This is a genomic window from Ramlibacter sp. G4-7 (assembly GCF_057784995.1).
This window is the reverse complement of record NZ_JBYNTT010000006.1, coordinates 216,819-235,103: the sequence shown is the minus strand read 5'-3', so window position 1 is coordinate 235,103 and position 18,285 is coordinate 216,819. Positions and strand designations below refer to the sequence as shown.

At 66.2% G+C, this 18,285-nt stretch carries 5 protein-coding genes; all 5 read right to left on the bottom strand.

All coding sequences use genetic code 11. The annotated features are described in order from the left end of the window. Positions 1–62 precede the first annotated feature (62 nt). The 5 genes from AC3EGR_RS10715 to AC3EGR_RS10695 all read right to left on the bottom strand — a co-directional run bounded on the left by AC3EGR_RS10715 (position 63) and on the right by AC3EGR_RS10695 (position 18,259). Positions 63–11,747 carry a peroxidase family protein gene (locus AC3EGR_RS10715; RefSeq protein ID WP_488546459.1) on the bottom strand — a complete coding sequence of 3,895 codons (11,685 nt, stop codon included), beginning with the start codon at positions 11,745–11,747 and terminating at the stop codon, positions 63–65. A 983-nt stretch (positions 11,748–12,730) separates the two neighbouring features. Continuing rightward, positions 12,731–13,363, bottom strand: coding sequence for an SCO family protein (locus tag AC3EGR_RS10710; protein WP_488546458.1), 633 nt, complete (start codon positions 13,361–13,363; stop codon positions 12,731–12,733). Positions 13,364–13,389: 26 nt separating this feature from the next. After that, complete coding sequence (locus AC3EGR_RS10705; RefSeq protein WP_488546457.1) at positions 13,390–15,183, bottom strand: multicopper oxidase family protein; 1,794 nt, start codon at positions 15,181–15,183, stop codon at positions 13,390–13,392. 37 nt (positions 15,184–15,220) lie between these two features. Further along, entirely contained in the window at positions 15,221–16,552 is a 1,332-nt protein-coding gene (locus tag AC3EGR_RS10700) for an HlyD family type I secretion periplasmic adaptor subunit (protein ID WP_488546456.1), read from the bottom strand. A gap of 24 nt (positions 16,553–16,576) precedes the next feature. Continuing rightward, on the bottom strand, positions 16,577–18,259 hold the full coding sequence (locus AC3EGR_RS10695) for a type I secretion system permease/ATPase (RefSeq protein WP_488546455.1): 1,683 nt from the start codon (positions 18,257–18,259) through the stop codon (positions 16,577–16,579). Between the last annotated feature and the right edge of the window lie 26 nt (positions 18,260–18,285).

Sequence of the window (18,285 nt, the reverse complement as noted above, 5' to 3'; positions counted from 1 at the left end):
ACTGGAAGGGCGCCTTCATGGGAACTGCGGAGTGCAGTCCCATGAAGGTGCCGTGGTTTGCTTCAGGGGGCGAGGATGAAGTCGGCCGACGTGATGACGTTGGTCCCGACTCCATCGACGCCGAACACCGCGATCGTGTCCGTCCCGATGGTCACCAGCGTGTCGAGGCCGCCGATGCCGTCCAGTTGGGAAAGGGTGATCGACACCGAGCCGCCGAAGGTCGCGGCCGTGATGCCCAGCGCGCTGATGTCCATCCGGTCCTGCCCGCCGGCCACGTCGGCATCGAAACCTCCCGTAATGGTGTCCTGGCCGAAGGACGTCCGGAAGATGAAGATGTCGTTGCCGATCCCTCCGTTGAGCGTGTCGTTGCCGAGGCCGCCATCGAGGATGTCATTGCCACCCAGCGCGGACAGCACGTCGGCATCGCTGCCGCCGGTGAGGACGTTGTTGGCGGCGTTGCCGGTGCCGCTGAAGGGGCCCGCTCCGACGAACGCCAGGTTCTCGATGTTGATGCTGGTGATGGTGAAGGACGCTGCGAACGAACGCACTTCGTCGGTACCGCCGGCGGCCGCTTCGACCACGGTGTCGGTGGTTTCATGCACGAAGTAGGTGTCGTTGCCGAGCCCACCGGTGAGGGTGTTCACCACGCCGAGCGCACTGGTCAGCGTGTCGTTGCCGCTGCCCGTCACCACGTTCTCGATGCCGGCGATGGAACTGAATCCCGACGCCGTGCCCGCGTCGAGGTTCACCGTCACGTTCTCCGTCGCCCCGGCATAGGTCAGGGTGTCGGTGCCTGCCAGCAGGTTGGCCGTGACTGCCTCGACGCTGTTGAGGGTGTTGCCCTGCACGCTGGTGAGCACCCCGCCGGAGATCACGGCGGTCAATACGTCACCGACGCTCGTCCCCGTGATGTTCATCGTGTCGGTGCCCGCACCGCCGTTGACGATGTCCGCGCCGTCGCCGATGGTGTAGTTGACCGTGTCGTTGCCGCCGCCGGCATTGATCGTGTCGTTGCCGCCCAGGCCCGCCAGCACGTCGTTGCCGCCGCCGCCGTTGATCACGTCGGCAACCACGCTGCCGGTGCCGGTGAAGTTACCCGCGCCGGTGAACGTCAGGATCTCCGCGCCGGTGTTCAGGAGCGAATAGGCATTGCTCAACGAGCGCACCTCGTCCGTCCCACCACCGGCCAGTTCGACGACCCGGTCGGTCGCTTCGTGCACGACGTAGAGGTCATCGCCGGCGCCGCCGACGAAGGTGTTGGCCACGCCCAGCGCGCTGGTGAAGCTGTCGTTGCCGCTGCCGCCGGTGACATTCTCGATGCCCGTGATCGACGTGAAGCCCGACGCGGTGCCTGCCCCCAGGTTCACGGTGACGGCGCTGGTGGAACCGGCGTACGTCAGGGTGTCGACGCCGTCGCCGAGGTCGGCTACGACGGATTCGATCCCGCTCAAGGTGCCGCCAGCGACGCCGGTGAGCGCGGTGCCGGTGAGGGCGACCACCAGTGTGTTGGCCGCGGTCGTCCCGGTGATGCTCAGGGTGTCCGTGTCGGCACCGCCGGCGATGGCGTCGGCGCCGTCACCAACCCTGTAGACGATCGTGTCGTTGCCGAAGCCGCCATCGATCTGGTCGTTGCCGGCTCCGCCGACCATCGTGTCGTTGCCACCGAGGCCGGACAGCACGTCGGCGCCGGTGCCACCGGTGATGACGTTGGCAGCCGCATTGCCGGTGCCGGTGAAGGCGGCCGTGCCGATGTACGTCAGGTTCTCGATGTTGATGCTGGTGATGGTGTAGGCCGCCGCCAGCGAACGCACTTCGTCGGTGCCGCCGCCGGCCGCTTCGACCACCGTGTCGGCGCTTTCATGCACGACGTAGGTGTCGTTGCCGGCGCCGCCCGTGAGGGTGTTCACCACGCCGAGAGCGCTAGTCAGTGAGTCGTTGCCGCTGCCGGTCACCACATTCTCGATGCCGAGAACGGAAGTGAAGCCGGAGGCGGTGGCCGTCCCCAGGTTGACCGTCAGGTTCTCCGTCGCCCCGGCATAGGTCAGGGTGTCGGTGCCACCGAGCAGGTTGGCCGTGACGGCTTCGACGCTGTTGAGGGTGCTGCCTTGCACGCTGGTGAGCACGCCGCCGGAGATCACGGCGGTGAGCACGTCGCCGGCGGCGGTCCCGACGATGTTCATGGTGTCGGTACCGGCACCGCCTAGGACCGTGTCGGCGCCGTCGCCGATCGTGTAATTGATGGCGTCGTTGCCGGCACCCGCATCGATCGTGTCGTTGCCTCCCAGACCGGCCAGCACGTCGTTGCCGTCGCCGCTGGTGATCACGTCGGCGACGACGCTGCCGGTGCCCGTGAAGTTACCCACGCCGATGAAAGTCAGGCGCTCCGCCCCGCTGTTGAGGATCGAGTAGGTGTTGGCCACCGAGCGCACCTCGTCCGTCCCGCCGCCGGCTAGTTCGACGACGCGGTCGGTCGATTCATGAACGACGTAGGTGTCGTTGCCTGCCCCGCCGGTGAACGTGTTGACCACGCCGAGAGCGCTGGTGAAGGAGTCGTTGCCGCTGGTGCCGATGACGTTCTCGATGCCAGCGACCGACGTGAACCCCGAGGCGGTGCCCGCGCCCAGGTCCACGGTCACGGGGGCCGTGGAGCCGGCATACGTCAACGTGTCGGCGCCGGCGCCCAGGTCGGCAGTGATCGATTCGATGCTCGTGAGGGTGCCACCCGCCACGGACGCCAGCGCCGTGCCGTTGAAGACCACTGCCAGCGTGGTGGCCGCGGCGTTCCCCAGGACACGCAGCGTGTCCAGCCCCGTGCCGCCGTTGACCGTATCGGCGCCCTGCCCAACGGTGTAGTTGATGGTGTCGTTGTCGTTCCCGCCGTTGATGATGTCGTTGCCGGCACCGCCATCCAGCGTGTCGTTGCCGTCCAGGCCGTTGAGGGTGTCGTTGCCGCCGGCGCCATTGATGTCGTCCTGGCCTGCATTGCCGCCCAGCACCTCGTTGGCTACGGTGCCCACGATGAGATCTCCGGTCACGATGGTCCCGGGCGAAACCACCGTGTGCGTGTTGCCGCCGTTGTCGGTATAGGTGACGGCGACCTGCAACTGCCGGTTGACCTGTGCCTGGGTCGGCGTGAACGACGTGCCGGTCGCGCCTGCGATGTTGGTGAAGGTGCCACCGCCAAAAGCTTCGCTTTGCTGCCACTGGTAGTGGAACGTCACGCCCACAAGGCCATCGGCGTCCGTGATCTGGTTGCTGACTGTCAGCGTCTGGCCTTCGGTCGGCGTGGAATCCGAGATCGTGAGCGTTCCGCCGGGAAGACCGTCGAACACCGGGTCGGTGGCGGCCGAGAACACGGTCTCCAGGACACCATTGGCGTCCTGGTAGAAAGCCTTGACGCGGAGCGCGAGGCCGACCTCGTTCGCCCCGGGTGTGAACGTGGCGCCCGTGGAGATCAGGTCGCCTGCAGGCGTCGTGATCAGGATGTCTTCGAAGATGCCCGATCCCGGCACCAGCTCAACCTGCCAGACGTACGAGATCGGGCCGGTGATGGCGCCGGTCCCCGGATTGTCGAAGTCCAGCACGTCCTCGGCTGACACGGTCAGGACGCGGCCAGTCGCCGGCGTCGTATCGCTGATCCTCAGGGCGCCATCGGGCATCGAGTTGGAGAAATCGAGGATGAACGCCGTGTCGGCGAACTGCAGTCGCTCGACGTTGGTGAGGCGGTCGACGCCGTCGATGCCGCCTTGGTGGTCGACGGTGGTCACCCCGTTGACGGTGCTGATCAAGTACTCGCCGATCAGGCCGCGGTACACGACCGTGTCGTAGGCCGCGGGCGCCGCGACGAGCTGCCGGGTGATCACGAGTTGCCCCGGGTTGATGAGGCCGGAGAACACGTCGGCCTCCAGATCGCGCATCGTGTCCACGCGGCGGATCTCGGGGCCGGTGCCGTCGGAGTTGGCGTGCACGCTGATGTACACGTCCAGCCACATGTCGCCGTCGATCAGGTCATCGCCACCGCGGCCTTCCAGGATGTCGCTGCCGCCGCCGCCCAGGATGATGTTGCCCGAGCCGAAGGACGTTGCGCCGAGGCCCACGAACTCGTGCAGGCCGTCGATGAGGTCGAACTCGGTGAGCACGCTGCCGTATGCGCCGGCCACCAGGAGGGCGCCTGCGTTCAACTCGTCGCCGATCAGCACGTCGCTGAACATGGACCCGGACATGCCTTCCGTCGTGATGAAGCGCGTCTGCGTCTGCAACTGGGACCCGGGCAACATGCCGGACGTGTTGGAGATGCGGATGTTCATGTCGGCATACATGCCCTCGGTCGGGTGCGTGAACACCGCCCAGTCGAAGCCGGAGAAGCCCGCGTAGCGGTCGATCTGGCCGCCCATGCCCACCATGATGTCGTCGCCGCCCTCGCCATCCATGCGGTCGGACATGCCGCTGCCCATGAAGACGTCGTTGCCCCGCACGAGGTCGCGCCCCAGGACGTCGAAGTTGTCGCCCGCGGCGCCGTCGGCCGTGCCTTCCTGGATCCAGTCGTCGCCTTCGTTGCCGAACGTGAACTCGTTGCCGGTGCCGGACAGGATGAAGTCGTTGCCCGGGCCGGCGATGACCTCGGTCGCGTCGTTGCCGGAGAAGATGAAGTCGTTGCCGTGACCGGCGATCACGAGCTGGAGGCCGCTGCCGGCGTGGATGGCGTCGTTGCCGTCGCCGCCCTGCAGGTTGTCGTCACCGAACAGGTTGGTGATGATGTCGTCGCCCGCGCCGCCGCGGATCTGGTCGTTGCCGGCACCGCCATCGAGCCGGTCGTTGCCGCCGTCGCCCCAGAGCGTGTCGTCCCCTTCGCTGCCGATCAGGATGTCATCGTCGTCCGTGCCGCCGAGCACGACGTGATCCGGTCCGGTGTAGTGCAGGTAGTTGGTGTCGCTTCCGGGGGTGTCCGGGTTGTCCCGGATCACCAGCGGAACGTCCGCAGTCGGGTCCGTCGGGTCGGCCCGGCCGTCCCCACCCAGGCCCGTGAACTGGACGGCCTGGTTCACTTCCAGCGTGAACGCGGGGGTGTCGAACACGAGGCCCGGCAGGTGCTTCACGTCCGTGTTCGCCATGATGAGGCGCGCGAAGCTGTTGCCTTCCAGTTCCGACTGGAAGTTCAGGCTGGCCGTGCGTTCCAGGTAGTAGAAGCGGTCGCCGTTCTGCAGGTCCTCGAGCTGGTTCTCGAAGACGAAGTTGAACGTGGAGCCAAGCAGGCCACCGAAGGGCGTCTGTTTCTCGGCCAGGCCGCCGATCCAGAGGTCGATGTCGTCCACGCCCGTGCGCGTGGCGCCGTTGGCGGCGTTCGCCCAAGCCCCGGTGCTGTTGAGGAAATCGAGGCGGTCGGCCGGCGCGCCGGCGCCGCCGAGCACCAAGGCCACCGCGGCGGCGCGCTTGTCGGCGAGCGTGCTCGCGCTCGTGATGCTGGAGTGGGTGCCGTATGCCGCGATGAAGTTCACCAGCGATGCCGCGTGCTTCAGGCTGCCGGTCAGGTCGGCCCAACTCGTGTAGGGCTTGACGGTGACGTCGCCTGACATCTCGTAGAGCTGGGCGCGCGACTGGTTCAGGCTGGGTACGCCCGCATCCCGCCCGCGCATCAGGTTGAGGGTGGGGAGGTCGAGCGGCAGGCCGAGCAGGTTGTTGCGTAGCGCCTCGGTCACGAATTCATCGATCTCGTTGCCCTGCTGGCGCGTCAGGCCGCGGATGACCGCACTGGCGGCCGCCGCGTCCGTCGCACCGCCGGAAGTGAATTCCAACGGGTTCAGGAACGCCTCGATCAGCCCGGTCTGCTGGTTTCCGGCCAACGTGGGATTCCCGTCACCGACGACGTTGAAATTGGCGTCGTAGCGGTCCACCGTTTCCGTCAGCATCGAGTGGCCGAACCGGTACACCACGTGGGCGAACTCGGCCACGATCGCGGGGTTGATCGTGCTCTCGTAGTTCTGGCCTTCCGGCAGGAACGGATCGATGTTCGGCGACACCCGGCGCGCGAACTCCTCGAACACGAGGTGCTGGTATTGCATCTCGGTCGTGAACCGCGCCGCCTGGAACAGCCGCTCGCCGTTCCACGAGCCGTCGGGCATGTGCCACTGGGCGATGAAGGCCGGATCGTTCGAGGCGTTCACCATCGCCTTGACGTAGTCGACCAGCCGGTTGTGTTCGGCATGGAAGATGAAGTGCACCGTGGTGAGGCCGATGTTCTCGTTGCCGCGGCCGTCACCGGTGATGAAGTGGGCGTTGAGAAGTTCGTCGTCGTACGTGGCGTTCTGGCCGCCGGGACCCGGGACGATGACATTGCCCGCGACGTTGTCCGCATCCGGCGCAAGCTCGCCGGCGGCGTTGAAGACGGGCGCCGCGTTGTGCGCGATGTCATTCAGGAAGGCGTGACCCGACCGCCCGACGATCGCGCCCCCGGGCAGGTTGTGGATGTCCAGCCCTGCGGCGGTACCTTCGATGAGCCCCAGGTTGGTCACGACTTGCGCGAAGCCGTGCGCGCCGGGAATGAACTTGCCGTACGCGTCCACGGCGAGCAGCGGCACGTCCAGGACGTCGGCGTCGGTCAGCTTGAGGCCAAGCATGCTCAGGGCCTGCGCTTTCACCTCGGCCCAGTTGCCGATGCCGCCGTGGGCGCCGTCGAGCAGCTTTCCGGTGGACATCGTCACCTCGCTGCCCGGGGGGCCGACGCGGACATATTCACGCAGGAACACCTGGTGCGAGGCATTCGAGGTGTAGGTCTGGTTCTGGTCGACGAAGGGCGTCGTCTCGTTGTTGTGGAAGTGCCTGTCGTCGGCCGTGCCGAACACGCCGTCGGCGCCCGCCTGCACGGCCGTGTTGTCCGCGCGCGTGAGCACCATGAAGCGTTGGTTGACCGGCAGGTCGTCGCCATTGCCGAAAATGCCGTCGGCGCCGGCCACCAGGGGGTCGTCCGCCTGCAGCGGCACGAAGATCGCGCCGTTGTTGGCCTTGTCGACCAGGTCGAGCCCGTGGTCGAAGAACTGGCCGAAGAAGGTGAACCAGGAGTTGAACGGCGCGGACAGGCCTGCGTCCGGGGTCGTGTTCGGGATGTAGAACACCTGGCGGTCATCGGCCGTTCCGAAGACGCCGTCCAGTCCAGGACTTACCACCGGGGTGGCGCCACCATTCGCATCGACCGCCGCTGCGTTGCCCGCCGTTTGGTCCACGATCAGGTTGGAGATGATGCGCGGGTCGGCGTCCACCACGTTGGCCCCGGGCCCGGTTGTGGCGTAGTTCGTGTTGGTGATTCCGAACAAGTTGTCGCCGTCCAGGTCGTTGCGGAATACCTGGTTGAGCAGCAGCGGGAAGTCCTGGTCCGAGGCCCCGAACAATTCCTGCCCGGGCACGATGTTGTTGAACGAGCCGTCCACCGTGCGCAGGCCCCAGGCCAGGCGCTCGTTGGGAATCAGCGTGTGCAGGTCGACCGAAGGCGTCCCGTACGAGCCGGAATGCTTTTCGGCGATGATGATCTGGTCGAGGATGAACTGCAGGTCCGACTGGATCAGGTGGATGCCGGGGGTGGTGACATCGGTGGCCACCGGCGCGGGTCCGGGAGGCGGCGGCGGCGCGACGGCGCCGGCGACGGCCGCGGTGCCCGCTGAATACGCGTTCTCCAGCACGCCGTGTCCGTCCTTGTAGACAGCGCGCACGCGCAGGGCCAGGCCGTTCTGGGCTTCGGTCACCGTGAAGGTCGGGCCGGTGGCGGACTCGCGGTTGCCCAGGGTAGCAGTGACGATGTCCTGGAACACGCCGGAGCCGGCGACCGACTCCATTTGCCAGAAATACGTGATGGGCGCTCCTGCGATGGAGCCGCCGCTGTCGGCGTCGGTGACCGTCCCGGTGGACACACTGAGCACCTGCCCCACCTGGGGTGTTCCATCGCTGAGCGACAGGAGGCCGACCGGCCCGGCGTTCAGGCCTTCGTTGCCCGCCAGCACCACCGCCTCGTCGTTGAACTGCAGCCGCTCGATATTGAGCAGGGTGTCGATGCCATCACCGAGATTGACCGTCAGGGGCCGGGCGTGCGTCACGATGAGGCGACCGTCGGCGCCGGTCGAGAAGTCGTACTCGGCCCGGTTGCCCGAGAACAGGGCGGTGTCGAAGTTGAAGCTGCCGTTTCCGGGCAGGATCTCGCGCACGATCTGCAACTGGCCGGGCTTGAGAGCGCCGGACAGCATTTCGTCCACCAGTTCGGTCATGCTCTGCGCGCTGCGGATCTCCGGGCCGGTGCCGTCCGCGTTCTGGCGCACGCTGATGCGCACGTTCAGCCAGCGGTCGCCGTCGATGATGTCGTCGTCACCCCGCCCTTCGAGCAGGTCGCTGCCGTTGCCGCCGAGGATGATGTTGCCGGCGACAAACGAGGTCACGCCGGAGCCGAGGACGGCCTGCAGCCCCGAGTAGAGGCTGACGTTCGTGAGCGTGGGGTCCAGCGCCGCGGGGCTGCCGGTGATATGCAGCACGAAGTCACTGTCGCCCCGCAGGTAGTCGGCGAAGTTCGAACCCGTCAGGCCTTCGACTTCGGCGAAGCGGTCCATGACGCCCTGGTTGGACGGCGTGGGCGCGACGCCCGCACGGGCGTTGATGAAGAGGTCGGCGGTCACGCCGAAGGGATCGGCCGCGTAGCTGCCCCAGTCGAAGCCGCCGCCGCCCGCAAAGTTCTCCTGGCCGTCGGACATCACCATGATGTCGTCACCGCCCTCCCCCTCGCCCTCGTCGAAGCCGGGGCCGGTGATGAAGACGTCATTGCCCTTGACCGTGCCCAGGCCGAGCGGGTCGAAGTTGTCGCCGCCGGCGCCGTCCTGGGTGCCGATCTCGATCCAGTCGTCGCCCTCGTTGCCCAGGGTCGGCAGGTTGAGCTTGGAGCCGAGGATGAAGTCGTTGCCCATCCCGCCGAAGGTCGTGGAGATGTCCTCGCCGGTGATGATGAAGTCGTTGCCGTCACCGCCGAACAGGATCTGGGGCACCGCGATGCCGCCGGGGCCGCCGTGGATCACGTCGTTGCCGGCGTCGCCGTGGATGACGTCGTCGCCGCCGATGTCCGTGATGATGTCGTCACCCGCCCCGCCGTGGATGATGTCGTTGCCGAAGCCGCCTTCCAGGCGGTCGTTGCCGTCGTCGCCGTAGAGGGTGTCGTCACCTTCGCTGGAGATGATCGTGTTGTTGGCGCTCGTGCCGCCCAGGACCACGTGCTCGACGCCGGTGTAGCGCAGGTAGTTCGTGTCGACGCCGGGAGTCGACGGGTCGTCGCGGAACACCACTTGCTCCAGATCGGCGCCGAGGGGATCGGCCCTTCCGTCGGCGCCGAGTCCCGTGAACTGGTGGCTCCGGTCCACCTCGAGGGTGTAGGCCGCGTTGGCGAAGACGTCGCCCGGCAAGTGGGTGGCGTCCGTGTTGAGGGTGATCAGGTCGGCGAAGCTGTTGTTCTCCAGCTCGATGCCGAAGTGCATGCCCGCGGTGCGCGAGAGGTAGTAGAAGCGGTCACCGTTCTGCAGGCTTTCGAGTTGCGTCTCGAAAATGAAGCCGAAGGTGGAGCCCAGCATGCCGCCGAAAGGCATCTGCTTTTCGGCGAGGCCGCCGATCCAGAGGTCGATGTCGTCGACGCCGGTGATGGTGGAGCCGTCGGCGAGGTTGGCGTAGATGCCGGTGCTGTTCAGGAAAGCGAGGCGGTCGGTTTCGTCGGCGGTAAAGGTTCGATCCGTGTTGGTCACGGAGTCGTGGATCACCGCACTGCCGCCGAACACGAGGGCAAGGGCGACGTCCCGCATCTCGTCGACGGTGTCCACGTCCGGGGCCTGCAGCGCAGCATGCTTGCCGTAAGCGGCGATGAAGTTGACGACCGACGCCTGGTGCTTCAGGTTCTGCGTGAGGTCGAACCAGCTCGTGTACGGCTTGAGCTGGCTGTCGCTGGTCATCTGGAAGAACTCGCGCCGCGCTTCGTTCAACGTGGGCACGCCCGTGTCGCGCCCGCGCGCGATGTTGATCGCGGCCAGGTCCAGCGGCAGGCCGAGCAGGGTGTTGCGCACGGCGTCGGTGACGAACTCGTCGATCTCGTTACCGGCCTGGCGCGTCATGCCGCGCACGATGGCGCCGGCGGCGGCTTCGGGGGAGAGGGTGTTGTTGTTGTTGTAAGCGACGGGGTCCAGGAAGGCGTCGAGCAGCGTGAGGTTGCTCGAATTGAAATTCGCGTCGAACCGGTCCACGGAGTCCGTGAGCATGGTGTGGCCCACGCGGTACATCGCGTGCGCGAACTCGCCCATGATGGCGGGGTCGATCGTGGCGTCGTAGCCGGTCGGCGCCAGGAATTCGTTGATGCCGGGATGCAGCTTGCGGGCGAATTCCTCGAACACGAGGTGCTGGTATTGCATCTCGGTCGCGAAGCGAGCCGCCTGGAACAGCCGCTCGCCATCCCAGGAGCCGTCGGGCAGCTGCCACGACGCGATGAAGGCCGCATCGCCGGTGGCCAGGACCGTCGCCTTGATCGCGTCGACCTGGCGGTTGTGCTCCGAGTGGAAGATGTGGTGCACCGAGGTCAGCGCGATGTTCTCGTTGCCGCGGCCGTCGCCGGTGATGAAATGCCGGTCCAGCAACTCGTTGTCGTAGGTGCCCGCCGGTTGCGGGCCGGTGTTGATCACGCCATCGGCGTCCGCCACGAGGCCGGCGCCGGGTGCAGCGGAGTGCGCGATGTCATTCAGGAATGCGTGGCCCGTGCGCAGCGCGGCGGTGGCGTCCACGGGAGTGGTCAGGTTGGCGACGGAAACCCCGGGCGGCGGGCCTGCGCTGGTCACCAACTGCGGCATGCCCGTGGCGAGGTCCGGGATGAAATTGCCGTACGGATCGACGAGCACCATCGGCAGGTCCAGCACGTCCATGTCGTCGAGCTGGATTCCGAGGACGTTGGCGGCCTGGAACTTCACGTCGGCCCAGGTCGGCAAGCCGCCGTCGGAGTGATTGAGCAACTCGCCCGTGGCAACTGGCCGGCCGCCCACGAGCACGTACTCGCGCAGGAAGAACTGGTGCGAAGGATGCGAGGTATAGGTCTGGTTCTGGTCGACGAAGGGCGTGGTGGCGTTCGTCGGGTTGCCGGCGGCGTCCTTCGTGACGCGGGAGACGACCATGAAGTTGGTCGGGCTGAGGGGGTTGTACAGCGGGTCGTCCGGCTGCAGCGGCATCATCACGAACTCGGCGGAGCTCTTGTTCACGAGGTCCAGCCCGTGGTCGAAGAACTGGCCGAAAAAGGTGAACCAGGAGTTGAACGGCGCCGACAGGCCCGCGTCGGGCGCGATGTTCGAGATGGTCAGGGGTGTGCCCGGCGGGATGATGTTGCCGTCCAGGTCGCGAAGCACACCGCCCACGAGGGTGCCGAACCCGCCGTCGACGAAGGCCTGGACCGCCGCCGGGTTGTTGCTGGTCGTGTCGGCGACCAGGTTGCTGATGATCCGCGGCTGCGGATCGACCACGAGGCCCGCGCCGTCATAAAGCGGCGGCGGATCGGGCGGGACGAAGGTCGGGAACGGTTGGTCGGCCGCGCCAAACGTGGAATCGATCAGGTTGTTGTACGAGCCGTCGACGGTGCGCAGTCCCTGTGGCGAGAACACGTCCGGAACCAAAGCCGTGAGGGCCCCGCCCGCAGCATGCGCCTCGGCGATCAGGATCTGCTGGAGGATGAATTCGAGATCACTGCGAATGAGGCTGGCCATTTGGTTTTCTCCTGGGTGCCGAACGTGGCGATTCAGCGGATGCACGGTTGAAAGGCAAAACGACCCCCTGCCGCCCGTGGGGCTGGCATTCGGCAGGACCCCCTTGGTCCGCTAGGGAGTTCGCAGGATCAGGTCAAGCGCGCGGCTGCGGGCGCCATCGGTGCCGCCGCCGTATGCCGAAGCTCGGCCGCGGGGCGGCGGAGAGCAGGAGGCACGGGACCGTGCAGGAGGGGAGCGTCGCGCCCGGCCCAGTAGGGGGCAGACTGACGCAGCGGGTACCCGGCTGGGCAACACCGTTCAAGGGATCCTGGGAGAGGTAGGATCCATGCTCGCAGGGGCAGGGGCGGGATGCGATGGAGTGCACGCCGCCGCGCCGGCGAAGACGCGGGGATCGCGCAGGAACCTCGCTGACGAAGCGGGTTTGCATGACCTCCTCCATGGAGTCAAGCCCTGGGGCTTGCCCCTGCTTGTAATCATTTACTGGTTCGAATCTCCCACCGGCTGCCTGGTTGGAATTGCCGGCCTATTCGAGCGAGACCGATGTGGCGTATCGGTCGTGCCGTTATAAATTTGTACGTGGCGCTATTCCACAGTGGATTCAAAAGTTTACATGTTTCCCTGTGACTACCCATTTATTTGTATTTAGTTACATTAAGTGACTATCAAAAACTTGGGAAACATCTTGTAGCTAGTTATTAAGTACTCAATTCCGACGGGTGGCTGTGTGGGAATGCCAGAAGTGGATTCTGGTTGTAATCGCCAGAACAAAAATGTTGCTTGGGCCGTGCCCCTGCGGTTACAGGTCAAGTTGACGCAGCCGGGCGACCCCAGCGACGGGCGAGAGCGCATCAGCCCCGGAAGGGGGCGTGGACCGCGCGCGGCCCGTACGGAGCGGGTCAAGCTCGCATGGCCTGACCACGCCGAGAGCCTCGCGCGACACGGTCACGCAAGGCTTCTCTCCGCATCGGCCGAAGGTCGGTGATTCAAGCGGACCGCGGTGGCGGCTTGCGGTCCAGGTGTTCGACCATCGAGACGATCTGCCGCGGGTCCGCGAGCGCCGGCGCCATGCCCCAGCGCCGGTACGGATCGTTGCCGATGCGCACCATGCCCACATGCCTGCCATCCTGCTTGTCGACCTTCGGGTCCGGGTCATAGAAGCCCAGGGCGTAGCGCAGTCGCTCAACATCAGCGGGCGCCCCCGTCAGGAACAGCCACCCCGGACCCACGTGGTGCACCTTTGCGTAGTGCGCCAGGTCCTCGGGAGAGTCCTGTTCTGGCCGCAAGGTGAGCGAGTACATGAAGATGTCCTTGCCCACCCGGTCGCCAAGCATCTGCTGGACCTGCACCAGGTTGAAGGTGCTCGGCGGGCATGTGTTGCTGCAGGCCGCGTACATCATGGTCACGAGGACCAGCTTGTCGTGCACGAGGTCGTCGTAGAAGCGGACCGATTTGCCCGTGTGGGTCTTCAGCGGCACGTTCGGGATGCCGCTGTCCGGAAGCCGCCGCGGCAGCGCGGCCGCTTTGACGGGCTCGTCGGGGCCGTACAGCAGGGCGCTCGTGAGGCCAGTGAGGGCAAATGCGCCCATCGTGGCGATTTCCAGTCTGCGCGTGATCATGGTGGATCTCCTTGCGTGCGCATGGCCTACACGATGTCCCAGCGGATCATCATCGCGTGGTCCTCGTGGGTGAGGTTGTGACAATGCATCATGTACTTGCCCAGGAAGTCCCGGAAGCGCAGCAGCACCCGTACGGTCATCCTCTGACCGAGGACGTAGACGTCCTTGCGGCCCCGCTCGTGCGGCGGGATCGGCACAGCCACCTCGTTGACTGACTTGCTCAGGATGATGCCTTCCTCGAAGTGGATGTGGATCGGGTGCTGCCAGCCATCGTCCGGATTGGTCAACTCCCAGATCTCTGCGCTGCCGCGTGAAGGGTTGGCGCGCGTCTCGAAGACGTTGAAGAAGGCGTCGTTCACGGACCACATGCCGCCAGACCGCGAGAACGCGAAGCGGCGCACGGGCAGCGCAGCGAGTTCCGCCGCACTGGGCAACGGGCGCAGCGGGCGCAGCACGGCAGGCACGGTACTGGTGTCCGGTTCCGGTGGATTGCGATCGACGACCAGCTTGAGCACGCGCGTGCCGGGGGCCTGGGACTTGTCCGGCTGGCGGGTCGAAGTCTGCTGCAGGAGGTTCACCAGGTACAACTCGGTGCCAAGCGGGAACCGTGCGAAGTCCATGATGATGTCTGCCCGCTCCGCCGGCGCGAAGCGGACGCTGGTCATGGCCGAAATCGGGTTGGGCAGCAGGTTGCCGTCGTTGGCGATGTAGATGAACGTGTAGAGCGCGTTGGCCGACTTGTTTTGCAGCGCGATTTCGTAGAAGCGCGTGGGGCCGCCATTGAGCAGGCGGAAGCGGTACTTCCGGCGCGCCACCTTCAGCACCGGTTCGAGCTTGCCGTTGCAGATGATCTTGTCGCCCAGCACCCCTTCGGGATTGAGCTGGTCGAAGGTGATCTGCCCATTCACGTCGAAGCGCCGGTCGGCGAAGGTGAGCGGATAGTCGTAGGGGCCGCTGGGCAGCCTCAGGCCGGTTTGCTCGCTGCCGGAGTCGAGATCGTCGTAGATGTTGTAGCGGCCGGTCAACCCTTTCAGCACGTTGGGCGCTGTGACCCCTTCCGTGTGGTCGTGGTACCAGAGCGAGCCCAGCGCTTCGCGAAAGTCGCCGATCCCGCCCATCTCGTCGAATCCTGCATACAGGTTCGGGTAGAAGTGGTCGTGGAAGGAGCCGGCACCGGTGAGCGTTGGGCCCTTCTTGTACGCGCTGTAGTAGTCACCGGTGAAGCCGTCGCTTTCAGACGGCGTGTGCAGGTTGTGCAGGTGCGTGGTGATCTCGGGTGAGCCGAAACCCGCATGGAACTGCGGCAGCTGGTTGTAGATGCGGCACAGGATCGGCTGGCCGTAGCGCGCGTGGATGGTCGGACCCGGGGTGGTGGCGTACGGCGTGTTGGTGCCCTGGTAACCCCAGATCGGTTGCGGAGGGTAGTAAGGGTTGTCGGCATTGAACCGCCAGGAAGGGTTCTCCTTGACGATCAGCTGGTGGAACACGGCGTTCTTCGTGGTCAGGCTCGTGGGCCCGCAGATTTCGTTATAGCGCTGGTGGTTCGCGCGGCCCATCTCGCCGCCGATGATGTTCGCCGCCAGCGTGGGGCCGGGATCAAGCGTGGCCAGCGGCGTCGCGGGCAAGTCCTGCTCCGGCAGGTACTCCACCCAGGGCGTGGTCGGCGGACTGGGAGGCAGCACCGGCGGGAGCTGCGCCTGCGTCTTTCGCGCCGTCAGCACGAAGGGTGCTGCCGCTGCTGCGACCGATGCCTTCAGGAGGGTGCGTCGCCCGACCCGGGACGACTCGGGTTCACTCGGTGTGAGATCGTGCTGCTTCATGGGGTACCCCTCTCTGCTGGAAGATGCCGCAATGCCGTCACATCTGCCGTCCTGCCCTGCGCAGGGTGGTCGTGACGGGCTCGACCAGGTACTGCAGCGCCGTCTGCTTCGATCCTTCGATGTAGACCTCTGCGGACATGCCTGCCTGGAGCTTGAAATCCTCGATGGACGCGAGCGAGTTCGCATCCGCGAGGATCAGCGCGCTGTAGTAGGGTTCGCCGTTCTGGCGGTCGACGAGGCGGTCGCCCGAGACATAGGTGACCTTGCCGTCGATCATCAGCGTGTTGCGGTACTTGAAGGCGGTGAACTTCACCCGTGCCGCCTGCCCCAGATGGACGTTGGCGATGTCTTCGGGACGGATGCGCGCTTCGAGCATGAGCGCGCTCTCGCTCGGGACGATGTCCGCGATGGTGTCCCCTGGCTTGACCACCGCGCCCGGCGCAGTGACCTTGAGGTCGATGATTTCGCCCGTCGCGGGCGCGAGCACGACCTGGCGCGTTGCGGCATCCGAAGACTTGCGCTGCTCCTGTTCGACTTCAGAGAGGCGCTGCACCGTCGCCTTGAGCTGGTCGCTGGCCCCTTTGATGTACTCGTTGCGGATGGATTGGATCTTCAGGTCGATGTCCAACAGGCGCTGTTGCGCGCGCGCGAGCTCGGTGCGGCGTTCCTCCAGCTTGGCGCCGTAGTCCATCACGACGGCTTCGAGCTGCGCGACCCGGCTGGAGGAGATGAACCCCTGGTCGATGAGCCGCCGGTTGGCCTCGAGGTCGCTTCGCTGCAACTCCAGGGACTTCTCCGCCTGCACGATCTGCGCGCGCACCGCGGAAATTTCGCTCTCGACCCGCTCCCGCTGGGCACGCAGGAGTGCCGTGCCGCTGTCCAGGGCGTGGCGTTGCGCGCGAAAGAGCGCAGTCTCCTTGGACAACGACTGTTCGATGCGTCTGTCATCCTTCGCTGCCTGCAGGAGGTCGGCGGGGAACTGCGGCGCGGCCGCCAAGGCCTGTTCGGCTTCGAGGCGGACGACGGTCGCGCGTTCGATCTGGACGCGGTAGTCGAGGCGATTGCGGTCGGCGTCGACGCGCACGTCCCCGAGCACCAGCACGGGATCGCCGGCCTTCACCTTCTGCCCGTCGCGCACCAGCACCTCACGCACCGTACCCCCTTCCAGATGCTGGACGGGCCGGCGATTGAGGTCCACCTTCACGACGGCGGGCGCCATGACTGCCATGGCGAGCGGTGCGAACGTCATCCACAACGTGATCGGCACGACGGCCCCCAGGATGATCCAGCTGCCCGCGCGCACCAGCCGTCGGGCATGGTCCTCGCTGGTGCGAGCCAAGGTTCGCAAGTGAAGTGCATCGGTGGTCATTTCGTTCGTCCTCGCGTTCGACCGTCAGGCCGCCTTGCGGTCCATGAGGGCCTGGGCCTGGCGCTGCATCTCCTTCATCACTTCGGCGGGCGGCCCGAACTGCTGGATACGCCCGCTTGCGAGCGTCATGATCTTGTCCACGTGGGCGATGAGTGACGGACGATGGGTGACGACGACGGTCGTCACGCCGGCGCTGCGCAGGGCGCTCATCGCCTGGGCGAGTGCGACTTCGCCGGCGCCGTCGAGATTGGAGTTGGGTTCGTCGAGAACCACCAACTGCGGATCGCCATAGAGCGCGCGTGCCAGGGCAACCCGCTGGCGCTGGCCGGGTGACAGCCGGGAGCCGTGCTCCCCGATGGGAGTGTCGTAACCCCGGGGCAGGGTGAGGATCATCTCGTGTGCGTTTGCGCGTGTTGCCGCAGCCACGACTGCTTCGGAGTCGACCTTGTCCAGGCGCGCGATGTTGTCGGCGACGGTGCCGTCGAAAAGCTCCACGTCCTGCGGCACGTAACCGATGTGGGGGCCGAGGTCCTGGCGCGGCCAGGTGGACATTTCGGCGCCGTCCAGGCGCACTCGCCCGGAGCTGGGCGCCCACACTCCGGTCAGCAGCCGCGCGAGCGTGGACTTGCCCGCGGCGCTCGGGCCGACGATCGCGAGCGCTTCACCGGGCGTGAGGACGAAGCTGATGTTCGCAAGAACCTGCGTCTCGCTGCCAGGCAGGCGATACGACACGCCTTCCGCGCTCAGGCGTCCCTCGGGACGGGGCAGGGTGAGGCGCGGCTCGTTGCCTTCGAAGTCGTTGGCGAGTTCCTGCAGTCGTCCGAAAGCGGCCCGTGCCTCGATCAGAACGCGCCAGGTGCCCACGAGCTGTTCCACCGGTTGGACGGCTCGCCCGAGGAGGATGCTGGTCGCGATCATGATGCCGCCGGAGGCTTGATGTCCCAGCACCAGGTACGCACCCAAGGCCAGCATCAGGATCTGGATGGCTTGGCGCACCACCTTCGTCGCGACGGAGAAGGCGATGGTGCTGCGGCTCGCGCTGGTCTGCCTGCCGGCGATATGGTTCTGCAGCGCGCGCCAGCGGGTGAGGAGGCGCTGGGTCATGCCCAGGGCCTGCAGCACTTCTGCGTTGCGCAAGGAGCTCTCCACGTACTGCGAGGATCGGCGTCCCTGCTTTTGCAGGTCTTCCAGCGTGCGACGACTGATGCGGTCGTTGAGCCAGGCAAGAGCAAGCATCAGGAGCGCGGCCCCCGCGGCGCCGAGGCCAAGCAAGGGATGGAACATCCAGATCACCGCCACATACACCACGACCCAGGGCGCATCGAACAGCGCGATGAGCCCTTGCGACGAGAACAGGGCCCGCAGCGCGGCCACGTCCTTGATCCCCTCGGTCCTTGCGCTCGAGCCCTGCCGGGCAGCCCTCGACACGATGGCGTTCACGACGGGGGGTGACAGCCGTTCGTCCAGCATGTTGCCCAGCACGTTCTGCAGCCGGGTGCGAACGTAGTCCAGCATCATGAGGATCAGCAGGACGATCCCCGTGCCCGCCAGCAGCACGATCAGGGTCTCGCGGCTGTTCGCCGAGATCACCCGGTCGTACACCTGCAGCGTGAAGAACGCCGGAACGAGGTACAGCAGGTTGATGACGAAGGAAAACGCCGCGATGGCGCCCATCAACGGTCGGAGGTTCGACAAGAGGTTGTTCATGGTCTTCGCTCGTTGTGTCGATGGGC